This window comes from Sphaerisporangium perillae (assembly GCF_023276435.1).
Lineage (GTDB): Bacteria > Actinomycetota > Actinomycetes > Streptosporangiales > Streptosporangiaceae > Sphaerisporangium > Sphaerisporangium perillae.
Window position 1 is genome coordinate 116,744 of record NZ_JALLPO010000025.1, and the last position, 19,987, is coordinate 136,730.

The window sequence follows — 19,987 nt, forward strand, 5'->3', positions numbered from 1 at the left end:
GTCATCGGCCTCCGTGTCGCTTGGCAGCGGCGTGGATGAGTGAGAGGTACCCGGCCTGCGGTGTCATCGCCCTGGCCTCCGCCTGCCGTTGCTTCCAGGTGGTCTCCGGCCTGCTTTGCAGCAACACGAACCGCGGCTCGCCGTCGACGTGTGTCATCGCCCATTCGATGTCCTGCGGGCAGCCATAGTGCCGCTCCACCCGGATTGCCATTTCCGCGAGCTGGAGGACACTCGCGTCGTCGAGGCACGGCACGTCACGCCGATCGACGGGCACGTCCTCGGTGGTCGTGCCACGGCCGGACGGATCCGGCACACAGCGATGCGCCTTGTGCGCCACCGTCGTCCTGGTCACTTCGAGGCCCACTTTGGACACCCAGAACTCGTCCGGGGTGACTTCGCCGGACACGACGGCGTGTCCCAGTCCCCAGCTGGCGTTGATCGCAACGACCGAGCGATCTCCGGTGCGAGGGCTCACGGTGAACGCGACCCCGGCGACCTCGGCGTCGACCATCGCTTGCACTGCCACCGAGATGCGCAGCGCCTCGCTCGCCTGATCCTCGGGTAGAGACGTGCGATAGGCGATGGCCTGCGGCGTGTAAAGGCTGGCCCAGCATTCCTTGACGTGCTCGAGCACGCTGTCCGCACCGACCACCCATAAGAACGTCTCCTGCTGGCCCGCGAAGCTCGCGGCGTCGCCGTCCTCAGCCACCGCCGAGGAACGAACGGCCACCGGCAGATCCTCCACGCCGAACCGTGCGCACAGTTCGTGGTAGCCCGCGCGGATCTCCGCCGCCATGGCGGCGGGCATCGCGGTGCGGCGCACCAATGTTGTCGCCTCATCTTGCGCGCGGGCCAACGACGAAACACTGCCTGGTTCCGCGCCGAGCACCAGCGCCGTCAGCTTGTCGCCAAGTCCGTCCACGGCCCGGAAGGTTTCGAAAGCAGACACGGTGACGGCGAAACCGTCGGGCACCTCGACACCGGCGTGAACCAACTCGCCCAGGCCGGCGCACTTGCCGCCGACGGTCGGGCGGTCGGTAATCAGTAGGTCGGCGAACCAGCGAGTGACGGGTGCGGACACGAAGGTCTCCTCGAGCGAAACTGTCATGCGGGGGTGTCCTGCAGAATTGTCACCGTGCCGTTGTTCCCATCAACGCGGATCCGTTGACCGGTGGTGATCGAGGTCGTGGCGGTGCCGGTTCCGACGACGGCGGGCAGCCCGTACTCGCGAGAGACGATCGAGGCATGGCACATGATGCCGCCGATATCGCTGACCGCGCCTTTGATCCGCGCGAACACCGGTGTCCAGCTCGTACTGGTGATCGGAGCGACGAGGATTTCGCCCTCCTGGAGACTGTCCAGCTCATCAGGGCTGAGCACCACCCGAGCCGGCCCCTCGGCGACGCCGGGCGAGCCCGCGAAGCCGCTCAGCACCTTGGCGCCGTCACCGTGCTCCTGAGCGGCCAGCCACTTCTCGACCTGCTCGTCGGTGATACCCCAGAGCATGATCATCATCGGCTCGACAATGCCCTTGGGCGCGGGGCCCAGCGCAGGCGGCGGAGTCCAGCGACGTAGTGCCTCGTGGATGCGCCTGCGCTCGGCGACGATCGGCGGCCAGTGGTCGGGACCGAGCGGTTCACCGCCGCCGCACCACGCCATCTGCAGGTCGGCGATCGCGTCGGCGATCTCGGAACGGCGCAGGAAGAACAGGTCGTCCACTGCGGGGAAGAACCCGAAACGCGCCAACAGGCTGCCGAGTTCACGCATCTTGTTCCAGAACACCGTCATGTACCAGTGCTCAATGAAGAAGTTGTGGTTCTCCACGTAGGGGAAGACCACCCGAGACAGGCCCAGGGCATCGTCGAAGGCGCGCTGATCGTCGGGATCGGTGATCAATGCGCGGTAGCGTTCGATCGTCTCGTCCCGTTCGGCGGACACCTTTTCCAGCGGGCGGGACAGGTCCTCGCCCTCACGCAGCCGCTCGGCGTACTCTCCGATCATCCGCATCGGGAAGGTGGGATTGTCCGACCAGCTACGGTGGTGGTGGTAGAAGCCGTTGCCGTAGGAGAAGTGGAACCACGGCTCGGCCGACTTGGTGTACTCGGCCAGCCAGGTCCGGCCCGCCCCGGTCATGCCGAGCCGCTCGAAAGTCTGCTCGGCGGGGGCGTCGGCCCTGAGGATGTCGGCGACCCCGAGTTCGATCGCACGGGCAGCGAGCTTCTTCAGCTCATCGTCAGGGCGGAACAGCAGCACCTCGACGCCGCTGACCATCTTCGCGACGGTCTGGTCGCTGATCTCCGGGAAGTGTTTCTTGCAGAGCGTGAGGAAGTTCAGGTACGCCGCGTAGCCCATGTTGAGCAGTTCGGCGTGCAGGTTCCACGCCGCATCGACCGAGGCGAGGATACGTTGGTAGGCCACCAGAAGATCGTTCGACGACGTGACTCCCCGTCCGTTGAGGACCCGGTCGACGGGCTCGAACTCGCCGAGCGCGGGAATCTCGACGGCCTCCAGCGCGGCGATCTGTTCGCGGACCTTGGTCTCCCACTTCGCGTAGAGCTCCGGCCAGTTCTGGTAATAGTGGCCGGCGCGGATGGCGAACTCCTCGGCCCGCCGTGCCATCTCTTCCGGATCTTCCACGCTGTTGGCGCTCATGTACATGTAGCCGTTGAGCACACGGACGTCCAGGCCGAGCGCTGGCGGCAGCGCGAAGACGCGAGAGTTCATGACGCCGGTACTCATGAATGCGCTGTCGGAGGTGACGATGTCGAACGGGGGCATCGGCTCGGGAAAGTGCATCCCGTTGCGAAACCAGGTACGCCGCGAGTCCTTATCTCTGCGGCTGGGCAGGAAACGGTTGTAGTACGGGTAGAGCTGCTCCCAGTCCTCCGCGCCCTCGGGCGCGGCGATCGAGTACGGGTCTGGGAACCCCTTGCGGGAGGACGGTTCTGGCTCGGCCGCCACCGGGATGATCGCTTCAGTTGTCATGGCTTCACTCCTCGTCGAGCTTTCAATGAAACGATCACCCGGCGGCACAGGCCGCCGCTGATCATCAGGATCCGGCCGAAGACGATGCGGACCCTGCCCAGCGGGTGCCGGTGGTGGCGCGGGTGGCCAACCGAACGCATGGGCACCTCGGGGTTGCGGCAGGCGATGAATGCGGTCTCGCCGGCGCCCCCACATCGTCCTGTCGGGCCTGTGATTGCACGACCAGGGAGCAGTGGCGAAGGGGCGGATCGGCGTCGTGGCGTGTCACCCGCCTCATCCTGCGGCGACTGGCTACCGAGGTCTTCGCCGAGTGCTCGACCATGCCCACTGGCAGCCCACCCGGCCGGATGGCGGGCGATGATCGTGGGCGTGGTGCGCCGCCCTGGAGCACCACCACGTCGTACCGATCGACCACGTCATTCTTCCGTTCCTGGAACATGCTTAGTAGGTGATATGGTGCGCGCCGTCACGACCTAAGTCAGTCGCGCTTTCCATCCGATGGAAAACGCGGCTATGATCCCGTCATGGCCGGTGCTTCGCACCGCACTCCGGGGCAGCCCGTAACCACACGGACACTGTCCGCCCTGGACGCGTTCGACGGCGGTGACCGTGTGCTCTCGTTGTCCCAGATCGCCCGCCGCACGGGACTGCCCGTCGCGACCGCACACCGCATGCTTGGGCAACTGTGCGCCGCCCGACTGCTGGCCAAACGACACGACGGCCTCTACGAGATCGGCGCGCGGATGTGGCGGCTCGGGCTGCTCGCCAGGCCTACAACACTGCGCGAGGCCGCGCTACCACACCTTCACGATCTGGTGATCCGCACCGGCCACACGGTGCACCTCGCTGTGCTGGACGGCTTCGACGCGTTAGTGATCGACCGCCTCGCCGGGTCACGGACACTGCCGACGCGCCACAGCCCTGGCGGTCGCCTGCCACTGCACTGCACGGCCGTGGGCAAAGTGCTCCTCGCCCATGCTCCGGCGTCCGTGCAGGAACGCGTGCTGACGTCGCTGCAGCGCCACACTCCGTACACGATTACCGACCGCCGTCAGATCGAGCGCCAGATGGCAGGCGTGCACCGCACGAACGTCGCGCGCAGTGCTCAGGAGCACCGAGAAGGCACGTCGTCGGTGGCCATGCCCGTCAGCGGGACGACCGGCGTTATCGCGGCTGTCGGTGTCATCGCGCCACTGACCAGCCACCGGTTCACTGACGTGCTCACCCCGCTCTCCGCGGCGGCGGCGGCCGTCAGTGCGAGCGCGCGCGACGCCGACTTTGAATCTGCCGCGGAACCGGAGCGGGACTGAGACGGCATTCAGCCCTGTGGCCTCGCCTCCATGGCTCCAGGTGATCGCCTCAGACTGCGGGCACTGGCCGGGAGCGGTCGGCACCGCGAGGACGGTAGCGGACCGGGCGGGAGAGGACGCCCGCAGGCGCCCTCTCCCGCCCAGGTGCGACTAACTCCTGCGCCAGTCGCGCGGCCAGTTCCTGGACTTCGTCGACCAATACTGGTTGTCGCAGAACCCGCAGGGGTTGTCGAGCAGATAGTCCGCGGCGTGGGAGTCGCCGCCGAGCGTCAGATCGAGCCAGGCGGTGCCGATGTCGGCGACTTCCTCTTCGAACGCGGTCGAGCGCCAGAAGCCGACGTGGCCGGCGTACAAGTGCTCGGCCTGGAACGCCGGGACCTCGAACCGCATCGCCCAGTCCGACTGGAAGCCCGGGTAGGCGACGTCACTCGTGCCGCCCATGATCCACGCGACCGGCACCTTGAGGCCGAGCAGCGCGGCGCGTCGGGGCTGCGACAGCCCCGCCGCCGCAGAGCTTGAGGTGTTGTAGCCGAGGACGGTGCGGAAGCGGGAATCCCGCGCCGCCGCGGCGATCGCGGTGACTCCGCCGCAGGAATATCCCGCGGACGCGATCGACGACAGATCGAGCTTGCCGTAGTACGGCCCCTGTGGGTTCGAATCCGCCTCCTGCGCCCAGTCGACCGCCGACTTCATCAGGCCGACGGCGGTGTCGATGATGGTGTCGAACCCGGTCGGCTCCGCATCGGTCTTCCCGGCGGGGGCCGGCGGCTCGAGCGGCGGGTCCGGGTCGAGGAGCGGCGACGTCGCGGGGAGCGGGAGCAGCGTGTCCTCGTACACCGGTGGGTTGGTGACCGGGCCTTTCGCTATCACGAAGTAGCCCGCCGACGCGAGCCGCGTCAGGAACGGTTCGTAGATCCGGTTGCTGTTCGCGCACGCGCCGTTCTCCCACACGACGACCGGCAGCCGGTTCGCGTTTCGTAACTCGGCCGGGCGGTAGATCGTGTGCGTGGGCAGCGTGGCGTCACCTTCGCGAACGACGCTGACGCGGTCGTGATGGTCGTCGGCCATGGCGCTGGTCGGACCGGCTGCCGCCGCGACAACGAGCACCATGGCGGCTAACGCGATGTACTTCCTCACTCTGGTCATTTCTCCTTACGACTTATCGAGTGTTTAGTGGCTCTACGCGCTTGATCGGAGAGCCGGGCTCGGGTACCAAGCGGCGATCACGGAGTGACAGCTGAGATGTAGGCCGACCCCTGGATATGCGAAGCCCGCAGCTCTTGTGGATCATGTCTGTTGTCTAGACAGTCGATCTTCAAGAAACCACGGGCGTGCACGACTTTATAGAGAACGCGGACGCGACACTGCTGCTGGCTTAGAACTCCCAACAAAGTTGGAGGTTGACCAGCCGGCGCCAGCAGATGATGCCGCAGGCGAGGCTGAGGAAGGCTTCGTGGATGTCGTCGCGGACTTCCCAGCGGATGCGTAGTCGTCGGAACCAGTGCAGTAGTGCGAAGCTCTGCTCGACGACCCATCGGTGCACGCCCAGGCCGGAGCCGTGTTCGGTACCGCGGCGAGCGATGATCGGGGTGATCCCGGCTGCTCGGACTTGCTTGCGGTACTTGAGAACTCACATGCTCGGGGGGCTCATGCGCTTCCTGCCCGTTCCTCCCCCACGGGGCGGATTCCCAACCTCCGAACCCCGGACCGGCCATCGCCAGGCAGCACCCATCAGGCCACGTCCGCCTGATCAGCCCGTCAGACGGCGTCCGTCAGGCGTGGGCCATCAGGTGGAGTCGCCGTACGGGCTGCGGCCGGAGGCGATGGCGGACAGCATCGTGGCGAGGTACCTCTGGGTGGCGGCGTGCAGGCCGTGCCCGAAGCTGACCCGAGCCACGCCCAGGGCGGCCAGATCCGCGAGCGAGGGCGCGCCGGGGCGGAACAGCACGTTGACCGGGCCGCCGATCTCCGCGATTAGCGCCCTGATGACCTCCGGCTCGGTCAGCATGATCGGGTAGACGCAGTCGGCCCCGGCCCGCAGGTAGAGGCGACCGCGCCGGACCGTGTCGGCGAGCCGCTCCGAGGTCGTCCCGTCGCCCCGGGCGTAGGTGTCGATCCGCGCGTTGATCACCAGGTCGACGCCCGCGTTCTCCGCGGCCGCCCGTACGGCCGCCAGGAAGTCGGCCTGCTCCGCCGGGTCGATCATCGTGCCGGTGCGCGGGTCGGAGTCCTCCAGGTTGAGGCCGGCGGCACCGGTCTCGGCGAGCCGCTCGACGAGCTCCGCCGGCGCGAGGCCATACCCTCGCTCCAGGTCGGCGGTGACCGGGACCGGTACGGCGCGCGCGATGCGGGCCACCGCGTCCAGCATCACGCCGGCCGGGGCGCTCTCCCCGTCGGCGTACCCGAGGGCAGGGGCGACCGCGGCGCTGCCGGTGGCGACGACCGGGAACCCTGCCTCCACCACGGCACGCGCGGACGCGGCGTCCCACACGTTCGGCAGCACCAGCGGCCTGCCCGGCACGTGCAGCGCCCGCAGTTCGGCCCCCTTGGACGGAGAGGGCGCGGGTGCCTTCGTCCCGTCCACCGGATCAGCTCCCCGAGGGGTGGTAGCCGCCAGGGGTCAGCCTGGAGGTGACGCCGATGCGGTTCCAGGTGTTGATCACCATGATGGCCCAGATCAGCTTGGCCAGCTCTTCCTCGGTGTAGTGCTGGGCGGCGCGGTCGTACACCTCGTCGCTCACCCCGCCCTGCGGAAGCAGCGTGATCGCCTCTGTCAGTTCGAGCGCGGCACGCTCCCGGGGAGTGAAGAACGGCGTCTCGCGCCACGCCGGCAGGGCGTACAGGCGCTGCTCCTTCTCCCCGGCGGCCCGCGCGTCGATCGTGTGCATGTCGATGCAGTACGCACAGCCGTTGAGCTGCGAGGCGCGGATCCGCACCAGTTCGAGCAGGGGCCCTTCGAGCCCGGCGCCGGCGACCAGGCCGTCCAGCTCGATGAGCGCCTTGTAGATCTCCGGCGTGTGCCTCTTCAAGGAAGTACGGCGCCGCGCCCGCTCGGTGGCGGACTCGGCGACCGTCGTGTTCGTCGTCACGAGACCCATGCTAGGGGCAGAGTGGACCGAGGATAAGATCCAGTCTCGTGTCGAAATATTGGGCCACTTTCGGGATCGACCTGCTCGTCGAGGTCGACTCCGCGACCGGCCGGCGCAACGGGCTGGAGCACGCGCTGCGCGACGCCGTCCGGGAAGGCCGGCTCGCGCCGGGCGCCCAGCTCCCTTCCACGCGGGCCCTCGCCGCCGAGATCGGCCTGTCCCGTGGCACCGTGAGCGCCGCCTACGACCAGCTCGTCACCGAGGGCTACCTCACGGCCCGCCGCGGAGCGGGAACCTCGGTCGCCGAGGTGTCCCCGCGCCGCACCGGAACACCCCGCACCGGCGGAGACGCCGTGGCGCCCCGCTACAATCTGCGACCCGGCCACCCCGACGTGACGACCTTCCCCGCCGCGGCCTGGCTGCGCTCCACCCGCCGGGTCCTCACCACCGCCCCCGCCGCCGTGCACGGCTACGGCGAGGTGCGCGGCGTCCCCGAACTGCGCGCGGCGCTGGCCGGCTACCTCGGGCGCACCCGCGGCGTGCTCGCCACGCCCGACCAGATCGTCATCGCCTCCGGCTACGTCCAGGCGCTCGCCCTGCTGGCCCAGGTCGTGGGCGCGGGCTCAAGGCCGGTGATCGCGATGGAAGACCCCGGGTTCCGTTTCCACCGGGACGTCGTACGCCGGGCCGGGCCGGAGGTGCTGCCCCTGCCCGTCGACGGGCGCGGCGCGCGCACCGACCTGCTCGGCGGGGCCCCGTACGACGGGACGGGCGCGGTCGTCGTGACCCCCGCCAACCAGTTCCCGACCGGCGTCACGCTGCACCCGGACCGCCGCCACGCCCTGGCCGACTGGGCGCGCGACAGCGGTGGTCTGATCATCGAGGACGACTACGACGGCGAGTTCCGCTACGACCGCCAGCCCGTCGGCGCCCTCCAAGGCATGGCGCCCGACCACGTCGCCTACCTCGGCACCGCCTCCAAGACCCTCGGGCCGGGCCTGCGGCTCGCCTGGATGGTCGTTCCGCCGCACCTCGCCGACCCGGTCACCGAGGCCAAGCTCCACGCCGACCACCACACCGAGAACCTCGGCCAGCTCGTGCTCGCCGATCTCATCGCCACCCACGCCTACGACCGGCACGTCCGCGCCTGCCGGTTGCGCTATCGCCGCCGCCGCGACCTACTGCTCTCCCGGCTCGCCTCCACGCCAGGACGTCCGTCCGAGATCGAGGTACCCGGGCTGGAACGTCCCTCTGGGATCGAGGTACAGGGCCCGGGACGTCCGTCCGGGATCGAGGTGCGGGGCGCCGCCGCCGGGCTGCACGCCATGATCGGCCTGCTGCCCGCCGGCCCGGACGAGGAGACGGTGCTGCGCCTGGCGCAGGCGCGCGGCCTCGCGGTGGACGGCCTCGCCGACTACTGGCACAACGGCGGCGACAACCCACAAGGCATCATCGTCGGCTACGGCACGCCGCCGGAGCACTCCTACCCCGCCGCCCTGGAGTCGCTCGCCGCCGTCCTCGCCTCACCGCCGCGCTGACGCGCGGGCACCGGCCGCCTGAGGGTCGGGGCGTCAGCGGGAGAACGGCGTGACGGACACCACGGCCGACACCGGGAGCGGACCGTAGATGTGCGGGAACGCCTCGCGCGCACCCGGCGGGACCTCCAGGAGCACCGGGCAGCCGAGCAGGTCCTCGTCGACGGCCAGGACGACCAGCGGTTCGGTGACATCGGCGTAGTAACGCTCGGCGACACCACGCAGCTGCGCCATATCGGCACAGGCATGGATGAACCCTTCGTCGGCCAGGGTGCGCCCCAGCGTGGAGACCCGGTATTCGCCGGCCCGCACGGCGGCGTCCCAGTCATCGGTCAGCGCGAGATGAAGAATCGTCACCTTCCTCAGCCTAGGTAACCCAACCCACCCGGCGCATAAGGCCGGAAGGAACCGGCGCGGAAGGCCGGAATGGAGCACTGGCCGGCGGTCGGACAGCCCCCAGCTTGCGCGCCACAACGGCGCCGACATCGCCGTACCCCTCCCACCGCCCCGGCGCCGAGGGCGGCGCAGGTAGAACGGGTACTCCCTCCTCGGTCCAGGGTGGGGCCGGGGAGGGAGTGGGGTTGCTCCGCAGGGGGGGTTAGGCGTCGGTCTTCTTTTCGAGGGGGGTGGCGCCGTTGAGGGCGGCGGGGGTGGCGCCGGAGAGGAGGGAGCGGGCGAGGCCCAGTCCGGTGCCGCCGAGGGTGAGGGCCTTGGCCAGCAGTTCCTCGACGCCCTGGGCGCCGTTCAGGACGACCATGTGGTCGATGTTGCCGAACGCCTTGGATCCGGCCTCGACGATCGCCGGCCAGTTCTCGGCGAGCTGCTGGGCGATGACGGCTTCCTGGTTCTCGGCGAGGGCCTCGGAGCGGGCCCTGATGGCGTCGGCCTCCGCGAGGCCCTTGGCGCGTGCCGACTCCGCTTCGGCGAGGCCGCGCGCCTTGGCGGCCTCCGCCTCGGCGAGGCCGCGTGCCTTGGCCGCGGCCGCCTCGCCCTCACCGGTGGCCCGGGAGGCGGCACCGGCGGCCTCCGCGCGCAGCCGCACGGACTCGGCCTCGGCGGCGGCGGCCTGCTTGACCTGGGAGGCCTGGGCCACGGCACGCAGCTCGGTCTCCTTGGCCTCGGCCTCCGCCTGGGCGATGCGGGCGTCGCGCTCTGCCTGGGAGAGCGTGACGGTCTCGTACGCCCTGGCGTCGGCGGGCTTGCGCACCTGCGACTGCAGCTTCTGCTCCGCGAGCTGGGCCTCCAGCTCGGCGGCGCGGGTCTCCTGGACGACGACCTCCTGCCGTGCCGTCGCCTCCGACAGCGGGCCCGCCTGGCGTGCCTTGGCGGACGCCTGGTCGATCTCCGCCGTGTAACCCGCCTGCTGGATCTGGGACTCCCGGACGGCCGCCGCCTTCTTGGCCGCGGCGACCTGCTCGGCCTCGGTGGCCTCCTGGTCGCGCTGGGCTTCGGCGATGCGGGCGGAGGCGGCGACGCGGGCGGCGTGCGGCTTGCCGAGGTTGAGGATGTAGCCGGTCTCGTCGTCGATCTCCTGGATCTGCAGGGAGTCGACGACCAGGCCGAGCTTGCTCATCTCGTCGGCGGCGCTGCTGCGGGTCTCGCCGGTCAGCCTTTCGCGGTTGAGGATGAGGTCCTCGACGGTGAGGTTGCCGATGATCGAGCGCAGGTGGCCGGTGAACAGCTCGTGGATCGCGCCGTTCATGCTGTCCTGCTGGTCGAGGAAGCGGCGGGCGGCGTTGGCGATGGAGACCAGGTCGTCGCCCACCTTGTAGATGATGACGCCGCGCACCTGGACGGGGATGCCCTGCTGGGTCACGCAGTTGACCTGGAGGTTGGTGGCACGGCTGTCGAGCCGGAGCCGGCGCGCGGTCTGGAACCCCGGGATCACGGCGGTGCCCTTACCCGTGATGATCTTGAAGCCGAGGCTGTCGGCCAGTTCGTTCTTGGTGTGGGCGCCGAGACCAGAGATGATCAACGCCTCGTTGGGCTCCGCGATCCGCCAGACGGCCTTGAAGAGAAGGATGATGACGACGAACAGGACGACGACGCCGCCGGCCCAGAAGGCCAGCTCCGTACCGGTCATGAAGACCTCCGAAGTGAGGGGGGTGGGAGAGTCAGACGATCGCACGAACCACGTAGACACTGCGTGGCGGTGAGTAGTCGACGACGCTGATGATCGTTCCCACCGGGATCTCCTCGTCAGGCACGCTCGGATAGGCGTAGAAGGCCTCGACGCCCCCGCGTATCGGCACCATCACCTCGCCCACAAGGCCCGGCCCTATCTTGCCGGTGACCCTGCCCTGCCTGCCTACCACCCGCGTGCACACCCCGTCGTCATACATCGACCGCGAACGCGAACGTTACCCCGTTTTCCCCGTCTCTTCGTCGCCCGGCGAAAAGCTCCCCTGGCTCTTCGCCCGCGACTCCGATCGTTCGCGCGTCTCGTCTTCGTCTCGCCCAACGAGCCAGGTGATCCCCGCGTTCCCGCGCATGACCGTCGATCTCCCGCAAAGCGGGATGTCGCGGCCTACCGCCGACGCAATAAAGCCGAAAAGACTCCGCTCACGCGCCGCGACACGCTCCTTTTCCGTTCCCTCGGGGGTGAGGATCGGCGGAATGACGGCTCTTTCCCCGCCTGGCGGAGAATTTCGTGGGACGCGGGCGCGCGAGCTCGGGATGGACCGGGAGATCAGCCGTCGGGAGTTCCTCGACGGCGTCACGGTGATGGCCGGGTGCGCCGCGCTCAGCTCACGTACCGATCTCGGCGCGGGCAGCGACGCGCCTACGCACGGACGCGGGCGCGAGCCGAGCCGGCCGGCCCGGTCACAGGGACTTCAGGGGGACACCCCGGACTCGCTGAGCGTGTCGCACGCCCTGCGCGACGGCAGGTTCTGGGAGCGCGCCGGGACTCCCCGGCCGACGCGGGAGAGCTACGACCTGGTCGTCGTCGGCGCGGGCATCAGCGGCGTCACCGCCGCCTACACGTGGGTACGGCGCCACCCTGGTGCGCGGGTGCTCATCCTGGACGACCACGACGACATCGGCGGGCACGCCCGTCGCAACGAGTTCCGCCCGGCGACCCGCACCGGCCCGCTGGTCGGGCACGGCGGCGCGCACTCGCTGTATGCGCCGTCGGCGTGGTCGCCGGAGGGAAAGGGCCTGCTGGCCGACCTCGGCGTCGACACCGGCCGGTTACGCGCATGCGTCGACTCGGGCCTCTACCCGGGGCTGGGCATGCACGGAGGCGTCTTCTGCGACCGGGAGACCTTCGGCGCCGGCACCGACGAACTCGTGGTGCTCCGGCCCGGCAAGACGACCTCCCAGTGGGTCGCCGAGCTCCCGGTCGCCGCGCGGGCCAGGAAGGACCTGGTCATGCTGTTCGACCATCCTCCCGACTGGTTCCCCGGCCTGACGGACGAGGAGAAGAAACGGCGGCTCGCGGAGCTGACGTACACGGGCTTCCTTCGGGACGTCTGCCGCGTCCACCCCGACGCCGTCGCGTTCTGCCAGACCATGTCCAGCGCCACCTGGGCCTACGGCTCGGACGCGCTCGGCGCCATCGACGCCTGGGCCGCGGCCGGCCGTCACGCCTTTCCCGGGTTCGCCGGGCTGCGGCTCGACCGCGGCAAACCCTCGGCGTACAACTCGCCGCGGGCGGCCAGAAGGTGGGCGGCCGGGGACGGAGACGTGTACTGCCTCCCCGAGGGGAACCAGGCCCTGGTCCGCATGATGCTCGGCCGCATGGTGGCGGGCTTCGCCGGGACGACCGCGGTCGAGGGCATCACCACCACCCCGTTCGACTACGGGGTGCTCGACCGGCCGGCGAACCGTGTGCGGGTGCGCCTGTCCAGCCCCGTCGTGCTCGTGCGCAACGACGGCGCGCCCGGCGCGGCGACGTCCGCCACCGTGGGGTACTTCGACGGTGACCAGGTCAGCACCGTACGGGCCGGCGCCGTGATCATGGCCTGCTGGACCGCGGCCGTCCCCTACGTCGTCCAGGACCTGCCCGCCGAGCAGAAGGAGGCGATGCGCAAGGCGGTGCGGATGCCCATGGTCTGCGCGACGGCGCAACTGCGCGACTGGCACCCGTTCCGGGAGGCGGGTGTCCACCGCGCCCGCTTCACCGGGGCGTACTGGGTGACCGCCGAACTGGCCCCGCCGATCAGCGTCGGCTCCTACCGCTGCCCGAAGACCCCCGGCGAGCCGATCAACGTTCACCTGGTGCACGCCCCCGCCGTTCCGGGGATGGCGCCGAGGGACGCGGCGGCGGCCGGGCGCCGCGAGCTGGCCCGGACGCCGTACGACAGGCTGGAGTTCGGCGTCCGGGAGCAGCTCACGCGGCTGCTCGGCCCCTTCGGTTTCGACCCGGCCCGCGACATCGAGGGGCTCACCGTGAACCGCTGGGGGCACGGGTTCGCCGCCGGGTACGCGCGGCCGTGGGACGCGTTCTACCCCGACGGGCCGTTCCCCGCCGACACGGCGCGGCGGCGCTTCGGGCGGATCGCCATCGCCGGCTGCGATGTGATGCCCGGAGCGGACGCGGACGCGGCCGTCAGCGCCGCCTGCCGCGCCGTACGCGACCTGGAGGACCCGGCATCAGCGTGACGGCCCCGGGCCGGGCAGGACGGCCCGGGGTCAGGGCATGACGGACCCGGGTGCGGTGGGACGGTCTAGGTGCGGGATCAGCGGGACGGCCGGGGGCGGCGGATGGCGGTGAAGGCCCAGGAGACGTCGGGTTCGACGGCCCAGCGGGTGAGACGGCGCACGGGCGGCGTGCACAGCACCGTCGCGAGCACCACGCCGAACGCCGCGACCAGGGCGACGCCCCAAGGAGTGGCGAGCCCGTCGTCGTACCTTTCCAGGACCTTCACCACGAAGCCGTGCAGCAAGTAGGCGTACATCGTGGCCGCGCCGAGGCCGGAGTACCACGTGCGCCGCGCGGGCGTGACCGCGAGGAACGCGGCCACCAGCACCGCTCCCGCCGCCAGCATCCCGAACCGGATCAGGCTGCCGGTGAGGTCGTCGACCCCGATCTTGGCGTTGCTGTGCCGCCATCGGATCCACTCGGTCGCGATGTCGGTGTGGAACGTCAGCGCGGCGACAAGCCCGACGGCCAGGACGAGCGCGCCGGCCACCCGTACCCACGGGCGCTTGAGCAGGTCGAGGTGCTCGGGGCGCAGCATCAGGCCGAGCACGTAGAACGGCAGCAGGCCGAGCGTGCGGTTCATCGACAGCTCGTCGGGCAGCTCGCTCATGCCCCCGAGCAGCGACAGGACCACGGCGATGGCGAGCGGCCACCGGAGCTGCTGCCACACCGGGGTCGACAGCCGCCAAAGGAACAGCGACATGAGGAACCAGGTGAGGTAGTACGGGTCCAGCAGGCTGATGTCCAGCTTCCCGTACATGAGCAGGCGCGGCAGCGAGTAGGCCAGCTCGAAGATGACGTACGGCAGGGCGAGGCCGCTGATGAGCTTTCTCGCCTTACCCGCCGAGAAGGTGAAATTCCGCGACAGGTAGCCGCTGAGCGTAATGAAGAGCGGCATGTGGAAGGTGTAGCCGAAGAAGTAGAGCGCGTGCGCGACCGGAACATCCCGGAGATCCTCGATGAGGTGTCCCGTCACCACCAGGATGATGGCCAGGTACTTGGCGTTGTCCAGGTACGGGTCCCGCACGGCGGCCTTGCCCGCGCGCGGCACGGTGGCCGGCGCGAGGGCCGGTGCGACGGCGGCCGCGTCTCCGGTGGCGGCGGCGGCCGCGTTCCTGGAAGCTGCCGCGTTCCTGGAGGCGGCGGCGGCCGGAACAGGCGGGGCGGGTGGGTTTGGCACGGCGGGGGTGGCGGCGGTCACAGCCCCGGGACCCTAACGACGTGGCCTTGGAACCAGGCGAACGACGGGTGGCCCTTCGGCGAACACCTCGCGACGGACGCCCCCGGACCCGCTCGGCACCTTACTTCAACGCACCCGATCGTTCCTTCAAGGCACCCGATCGGCCTCTGCTTCGGGAGACCCGCTTCGGCAGACCTGCTTCGGGGCAACCGCTTCAGTTCCGGTCGCGGGCTGAGAGGCCGGTGGCGGCGAGGCTGGCGTCCCAGAGGTCGGCGGCGAGGCCGGGGTCGGTCATCGTATTGGGGGCGGAGGCCGGTGCGCTGTTGGCGAAGAAGCGGCCGGTGTGCTCGACGCCGTCGGCCGTGGTCGCGAGGTGGACGAGCGTGCTGGCGCCCTGCTCGGGCGTGCGGGCGGCGCCGGGGATCACCGTGAGCAGCTTCATGTACAAGCTGTCGGGTGCGAACTCCGTCCTGACCACGCCGGGGTGGAAACAGGTGGCGGCCACGCCGCGCCTGGCCAGCGCGACGGTGAACAGCGCGTTGGCCTGCTTGGTGTCGCCGTACTGCAGCCAGGCGAGCCAGCGCCGGTTCGCCCGGTCGAGGTCGGCCGGGACGAGGCGGCCGGTCCTCGCGGCGGCGGAGGAGGTGGTGATCACCCGGCCGGCGGACGCCACGATGCGGTCGAGCAGCAGGTTCGTCAGGAGGAACGGCGACAGGTGGTTGACCTGGGCCATCAGTTCGTGCCCGTCGCGGGTCAGCCGCCTCTTGCCCGACATGACGCCGGCGTTGTTGGCGAGCACGTCGATGCGTTCGTACCGGTCCAGCAGGTCGGCGGCGAGCCTGGTGACCTCCCGGAAGGAGGCGAAGTCGGCCGTGGCGATGTCGGGGCGGCGCCCCGAGACGCGTGCGATGCGGTCGGCGACGGTGCTCAGCTTGGCGCGGGAACGACCGACGAGGACGACATCGTGTCCGGCGCCGGCGAGGGCTTCTGCGGCGGCTGCGCCGATGCCCGCACTTGCCCCAGTAATCACAGTTATCATCTGATCCTCCAGTACGCGGAAACTGTATCGGTGCTAGCCTTCTGTGCGATCTTCCGGAGGTGCATTTCCCCCCAAATGCGTCAGAACCTCCGAGCGATGCAGGAGTGACCATGAGTGCCGGAAAGCGGTCCATCCGTACGAAAATTTTCTTGTTGTTGCTCCTGCCGCTGCTGTCGCTCAGCGCTTTGTGGGGGTTTGTCCTTAATCTCACGGTCGGCGACGGCATCGCGCTGCTGAGGTCGAACACGATCTACCAGAGCGCCGGCGTCACTTCAACTGATCTTGGACTTCAGATCCAGGCCGAGCGTTCCATCTCCGCCGCCGTCCTCAGCACGAAGTTCGACGACCAGAACCGGCTGGCCACCCAGCGGCACACCACCGACATGTCCCTGGCCAAGTTCCGCGCCGCGGCGATGGCCGAGGACACCCAGGGCGCGCTGAACGACCTGACGAAGACCGCGATCACCTCTCTGCTGGACGAACTCGAGCACCTGCCCAGCATCCGCGCCAGCGTGGACACCGCGCAGTCCAGCCGGCTGGACGTCACCCAGTCCTACAACCGGATCATGGACGCGCTGTTCGCCGTGTACACCCGCATGGCCTCCGTGCCCGACCTGACAATGTTCGAGCAGGCCAGCGCGATGCAGGCCATGGGCAACGCCCGCGAGATCATCGCGCGAGAGAACGCCCTGGTCACCGGTGCCCTGGCCTCGGGCGGCCTCACCCACCCCGAGTACTCGGCCTTCGCCGAGTGGGCCGCCAACCGGCGCTTCCAGTACGCCAAGGGCATGGCCGCGCTCGACGATGAGCTGCGCAAGCCCTACGAGGAGGTCTTCGCCTCCCCGACGTTCAAGCGCTTCGCCGCCATGGAGCGGGACCTCACCGGAAAGATCCACACCGGTGGCCCGCTCCCGGACACGCTCGGCCGGTGGAAGCCGATCACCGACAACCTGTCGTCCATGCTGGACCAGGTCAACGTCAAGGCCACCCAGACTCTCGCCGAGCGCGGCAAGTCCATCGCCACCGGCATCCTGCTCCGCATCGTCGTCGCGGGCGGTCTCGGCCTCGTCGCCGTCATCGCCTCGATCGTCATCTCCGTGCGCTTCGGCCGCCGCCTGGTACGGGAGCTGGCCGACCTGCGCAACTCCGCCCGCGAGCTGGCCGACGTCCGGCTCCCCCGCGTCGTCGACCGGCTGCGGCGGGGCGAGGCGGTCGACGTCGACACCGAGGCTCCGCCGATCGTCGGCGGCAACTCACTCGAGGTCAGCGACGTCGCCAACGCGTTCAGCTCCGTGCAGCGCACCGCCGTCGAGGCGGCCGTCGGGCAGGCCAACCTGCGCCAGGGCGTGAGTCTGGTCTTCCTCAACCTCGCCCGCCGCAAGCAGGGTCTGCTGCATCGCCAGCTCACCCTGCTCGACGCCATGCAGCGCCGCGCGCGTGAGCCCGACGCGCTGGAAGACCTGTTCCAGCTCGACCACCTCACGACCCGCATGCGCCGACACGCGGAGAGCCTGATCATCCTGTCCGGTGCGGCGCCCGGCCGGGCCTGGCGCAAGCCGGTGCCCATGGTCGACGTCGTGCGCGCCGCCGTCGCCGAGGTGGAGGACTACACCCGGGTCAAGGTGTTCCCCCTGCCGGGCACGCACATCTCGGGCACCGTCGTGGCCGACCTCATCCACCTCATCGCCGAGCTGGTCGAGAACGCGACGATCTTCTCTCCCCCGCAGACGACCGTCCAGGTACGCGGCGACGAGGTGGCGAACGGGTTCGTCGTGGAGATCGAGGACCGTGGTCTCGGCCTCAACCACGACGAGTACGAGGCGGTCAACGACCGGCTCGCCAACCCTCCCGAGTTCGACCTGGCGGACAGCGACCGGCTCGGCCTGTTCGTCGTCGGCCAGCTCGCCGCCCGGCACAACGTCAGCGTCGTGCTGCGCGGGTCGCCCTACGGTGGCACGACGGCCATCGTGCTCATCCCGAAGCACCTCGTGGCGGACCCGGCCGCGCCCATCCCCGGCGCGCCGGTGGAATCGTCCCCGCAGCACGCCAAGGAACCGCTAACCGGCAGGACGTCCCGCCCCGCCGCCCTCACGTCCGGGCAGCAGGCGGCCGAGCCCGCCACCGACACCTCGGCGTACTTCACACCGCCGAGCAGCCGCTCGCAGGATCGGCCGGCCGACGCGACACCCCCGTCGCTGACCGTGGTGCCCGGCATCGCCGACACCGGCCCGATCGACCTGCCCACCGACGCCGCGCCACGGGCGGGCGGCGGAGAGGGGTCCCCCTCTGCTCCGCCGCGCACCAGCACGGCCAACGGCACCCACCGGGGCCTCCCGCGCCGCGTACGCCAGACCAACATGGCGCCGCAGCTCCGCGAGACCACCGGCCCGCTCGCCGCCCCCACTCCCGCTTCGAGCCCTTACGACGCGGCGGGATCCGGTGGCCCGGGAGTCGCCGAGCGCTCGCCGGATGAAGCTCGCGCCATGTTCTCGGCCTTCCAGCAAGGAGGACGGCGCGGGCGCCTTGACGCCGAGCGGGATTCTTCCGGCGAACCTCAGGGAAGCGAGGACCGGCCGGACGAGCCCGCGAGCAGGGGCGACGGCGAGAACCGCCTGCCGCGCCGGACCTCCGGCCGCGATCGCCGCACCTCCGGCGAATCCGGCGATGGTGACCAAAAGCGCGAGCTGCGCAACCATAGTGAGGGTTACGTACAGCAGACGACTGGCGAGAAGGGTGACGAATGACCGGCAACGTCTCGTCGAACGGCGAACTGAACTGGCTCCTCGACGATCTCATCAGCAGGGTCGCCGCCGTACGCCAGGCGGTCATCCTCTCCACCGACGGGCTCGTCGTCGGCGCGTCCAAGGGCTTCAGCCGTGAGGACGCCGAGCACCTGTCGGCCGTGGCCTCCGGCTTCCAGAGCCTCGCCCGGGGAGCGGGCCGCCACTTCGGCGGCGGAGAGGTGCGGCAGACCATCGTGGAGATGGAGTCGGCCTTCCTCTTCGTGACCGCCGCGGGCACCGGCACCTGCCTGGCCGTGCTGAGCAGCTCGGACGCCGACGTGGGGCACATCGCCTACGAGATGGCGATGCTGGTCAAGCGTGTCGGCCAGCACATCTCGACCAACCCGCGGCGGACGTTGTCATGACGACCCGTGGCGAGCAGTGGCTCGACGAGCACGCGGGACCGATCGTGCGGCCCTACGCCCTCATCCGTGGCCGTACCCGCTCATCGGCCGACAACCTCGACCTGATCGCTATGGTCACGGCGACGGGGTCTCCGTACACTGGCGAGGCCGGTCTCGGCCCCGAGGAACAGCGCATCCTCGAGCTGGCCGACCGGTCGATGTCGGTCGCGGACATCGCCTCCGAGATCGACCTGCCGCTCGGCGTGGTCCGCGTTCTCCTCGGCGATCTCCAAGATCAAGGCATGATCAGCGTACGGGCTCCTGCCCACGCGGGACCGCGCCCGAACGAGCGCATTCTCAAGGAAGTGATCAATGGCCTACGAGCCCTCTGAGGAGCCCGTCGCTCTCAAGATCCTTGTGGCGGGCGGCTTCGGCGTGGGGAAGACCACGCTGGTCGGGGCGATCAGCGAGATCCGCCCCCTGCGCACGGAGGAGGTCCTCTCCGACCGCGGCATCGGTGTCGACGACATCGACGGCGTGGAGACGAAGACCACCACCACGGTGGCCATGGACTTCGGGCGGATCACCATCCGCGAGGGTCTGGTGGTCTACCTGTTCGGCACGCCCGGCCAGGAGCGGTTCTGGTTCATGTGGGACGAGTTGTCCTACGGCGCGCTGGGCGCGGTCGTCCTCGCCGACACGCGGCGCCTCACCGACTGCTTCCCCTCCATCGACTACTTCGAGCAGCGCGGCACACCCTTCATCGTCGCGGTCAACTGCTTCGACGGAGCCGACAAGCACGAGGCGGAGGATGTCCGCATCGCGCTCGACCTGGACCCGGAAATCCCGGTGATCCTGTGCGACGTGCGACGGCGCGCCTCGGCGAAGGTCGTGCTGGTCACCCTGGTCGAGCACGCCCTGCGCACCCTCACGCCCGCCGCCGGATAGGAGAGCTCGCCGCCCGGCGAGCACAAATGGGGGCTCCGCGAGGAGTCTCGCCGGGCGCTCCCGCCGGCGGTCCGTGAGGAGCCGCGCCGGACGCCTTCCACCGGCCACCACGCGAGAAGTCGCACCGGA

At 70.0% G+C, this 19,987-nt stretch carries 17 protein-coding genes and 1 pseudogene; 7 read left to right on the plus strand and 11 right to left on the minus strand.

Going from position 1 to position 19,987, the window contains the following annotated elements; translation table 11 throughout:
* Window position 1: 1 nt before the first annotated feature.
* Window positions 2-1,108, minus strand: a complete 1,107-nt coding sequence (locus MYF83_RS24540; protein ID WP_248963027.1) for a PEP/pyruvate-binding domain-containing protein — start codon at window positions 1,106-1,108, stop codon at window positions 2-4.
* A complete protein-coding gene (locus MYF83_RS24545; RefSeq protein WP_248963029.1) occupies window positions 1,105-3,180 on the minus strand; it encodes a PEP-utilizing enzyme in 2,076 nt (691 codons plus the stop codon). Before MYF83_RS24545 ends, MYF83_RS24540 begins: the two co-directional genes overlap by 4 nt.
* Before the next feature lie 329 nt (window positions 3,181-3,509).
* Between MYF83_RS24545 and MYF83_RS24550 the strand changes: the two genes are divergently transcribed.
* Complete coding sequence (locus MYF83_RS24550; RefSeq protein WP_248963031.1) at window positions 3,510-4,295, plus strand: IclR family transcriptional regulator; 786 nt, start codon at window positions 3,510-3,512, stop codon at window positions 4,293-4,295.
* A 150-nt stretch (window positions 4,296-4,445) separates the two neighbouring features.
* Here the strand turns inward: MYF83_RS24550 and MYF83_RS24555 are convergent, their stop codons facing one another.
* The 4 genes and pseudogenes from MYF83_RS24555 to MYF83_RS24570 form a co-directional block, all read right to left on the minus strand.
* Window positions 4,446-5,441 carry a dienelactone hydrolase family protein gene (locus tag MYF83_RS24555; RefSeq protein ID WP_248963032.1) on the minus strand — a complete coding sequence of 332 codons (996 nt, stop codon included), beginning with the start codon at window positions 5,439-5,441 and terminating at the stop codon, window positions 4,446-4,448.
* Window positions 5,442-5,670: 229 nt separating this feature from the next.
* Window positions 5,671-5,916, minus strand: a pseudogene (locus MYF83_RS24560) (hypothetical protein); the annotation flags it as partial.
* A 165-nt stretch (window positions 5,917-6,081) separates the two neighbouring features.
* Complete coding sequence (locus MYF83_RS24565; RefSeq protein ID WP_248963033.1) at window positions 6,082-6,879, minus strand: isocitrate lyase/PEP mutase family protein; 798 nt, start codon at window positions 6,877-6,879, stop codon at window positions 6,082-6,084.
* 4 nt (window positions 6,880-6,883) lie between these two features.
* Window positions 6,884-7,384, minus strand: a complete 501-nt coding sequence (locus tag MYF83_RS24570) for a carboxymuconolactone decarboxylase family protein (RefSeq protein ID WP_248963034.1) — start codon at window positions 7,382-7,384, stop codon at window positions 6,884-6,886.
* A gap of 47 nt (window positions 7,385-7,431) precedes the next feature.
* Here MYF83_RS24570 and pdxR point away from each other — a divergent pair, with 47 nt between their 5' ends.
* Window positions 7,432-8,922 carry a MocR-like pyridoxine biosynthesis transcription factor PdxR gene (gene pdxR / locus MYF83_RS24575; protein ID WP_248963036.1) on the plus strand — a complete coding sequence of 497 codons (1,491 nt, stop codon included), beginning with the start codon at window positions 7,432-7,434 and terminating at the stop codon, window positions 8,920-8,922.
* Window positions 8,923-8,955: 33 nt separating this feature from the next.
* Here the strand turns inward: pdxR and MYF83_RS24580 are convergent, their stop codons facing one another.
* The 3 genes from MYF83_RS24580 to MYF83_RS24590 form a co-directional block, all read right to left on the minus strand.
* A complete protein-coding gene (locus tag MYF83_RS24580) occupies window positions 8,956-9,276 on the minus strand; it encodes a DUF952 domain-containing protein (protein ID WP_248963037.1) in 321 nt (106 codons plus the stop codon).
* Between the two features lie 241 nt (window positions 9,277-9,517).
* Window positions 9,518-11,002: an SPFH domain-containing protein gene (locus MYF83_RS24585; RefSeq protein ID WP_248963039.1), complete on the minus strand. Its 1,485-nt coding sequence runs from the start codon at window positions 11,000-11,002 to the stop codon at window positions 9,518-9,520.
* 31 nt (window positions 11,003-11,033) lie between these two features.
* A complete protein-coding gene (locus tag MYF83_RS24590) occupies window positions 11,034-11,261 on the minus strand; it encodes an NfeD C-terminal domain-containing protein (RefSeq protein ID WP_248963040.1) in 228 nt (75 codons plus the stop codon).
* A gap of 274 nt (window positions 11,262-11,535) precedes the next feature.
* Between MYF83_RS24590 and MYF83_RS24595 the strand changes: the two genes are divergently transcribed.
* On the plus strand, window positions 11,536-13,524 hold the full coding sequence (locus MYF83_RS24595; protein WP_248963041.1) for an FAD-dependent oxidoreductase: 1,989 nt from the start codon (window positions 11,536-11,538) through the stop codon (window positions 13,522-13,524).
* 77 nt (window positions 13,525-13,601) lie between these two features.
* On the opposite strand, the gene MYF83_RS24600 is transcribed toward MYF83_RS24595, so the two are convergent.
* On the minus strand, window positions 13,602-14,765 hold the full coding sequence (locus tag MYF83_RS24600) for an acyltransferase family protein (RefSeq protein WP_248963042.1): 1,164 nt from the start codon (window positions 14,763-14,765) through the stop codon (window positions 13,602-13,604).
* 193 nt (window positions 14,766-14,958) lie between these two features.
* Entirely contained in the window at window positions 14,959-15,783 is an 825-nt protein-coding gene (locus MYF83_RS24605; protein WP_248963044.1) for an SDR family NAD(P)-dependent oxidoreductase, read from the minus strand.
* Between the two features lie 110 nt (window positions 15,784-15,893).
* On the opposite strand from MYF83_RS24605, the gene MYF83_RS24610 reads away from it, so the two are divergent.
* Genes MYF83_RS24610 through MYF83_RS24625 form a run of 4 tightly spaced genes read left to right on the plus strand, consistent with a single transcriptional unit; the run spans window position 15,894 to window position 19,858 of the window.
* Window positions 15,894-18,527 carry a sensor histidine kinase gene (locus MYF83_RS24610; RefSeq protein WP_248963045.1) on the plus strand — a complete coding sequence of 878 codons (2,634 nt, stop codon included), beginning with the start codon at window positions 15,894-15,896 and terminating at the stop codon, window positions 18,525-18,527.
* Window positions 18,524-18,931, plus strand: coding sequence for a roadblock/LC7 domain-containing protein (locus MYF83_RS24615; protein WP_248963046.1), 408 nt, complete (start codon window positions 18,524-18,526; stop codon window positions 18,929-18,931). The genes MYF83_RS24610 and MYF83_RS24615 overlap by 4 nt, the downstream gene beginning before the upstream one ends.
* Entirely contained in the window at window positions 18,928-19,302 is a 375-nt protein-coding gene (locus MYF83_RS24620) for a DUF742 domain-containing protein (protein ID WP_248963047.1), read from the plus strand. Before MYF83_RS24615 ends, MYF83_RS24620 begins: the two co-directional genes overlap by 4 nt.
* Window positions 19,283-19,858, plus strand: a complete 576-nt coding sequence (locus tag MYF83_RS24625) for a GTP-binding protein (RefSeq protein ID WP_248963049.1) — start codon at window positions 19,283-19,285, stop codon at window positions 19,856-19,858. The genes MYF83_RS24620 and MYF83_RS24625 overlap by 20 nt, the downstream gene beginning before the upstream one ends.
* Window positions 19,859-19,987: the final 129 nt, after the last annotated feature.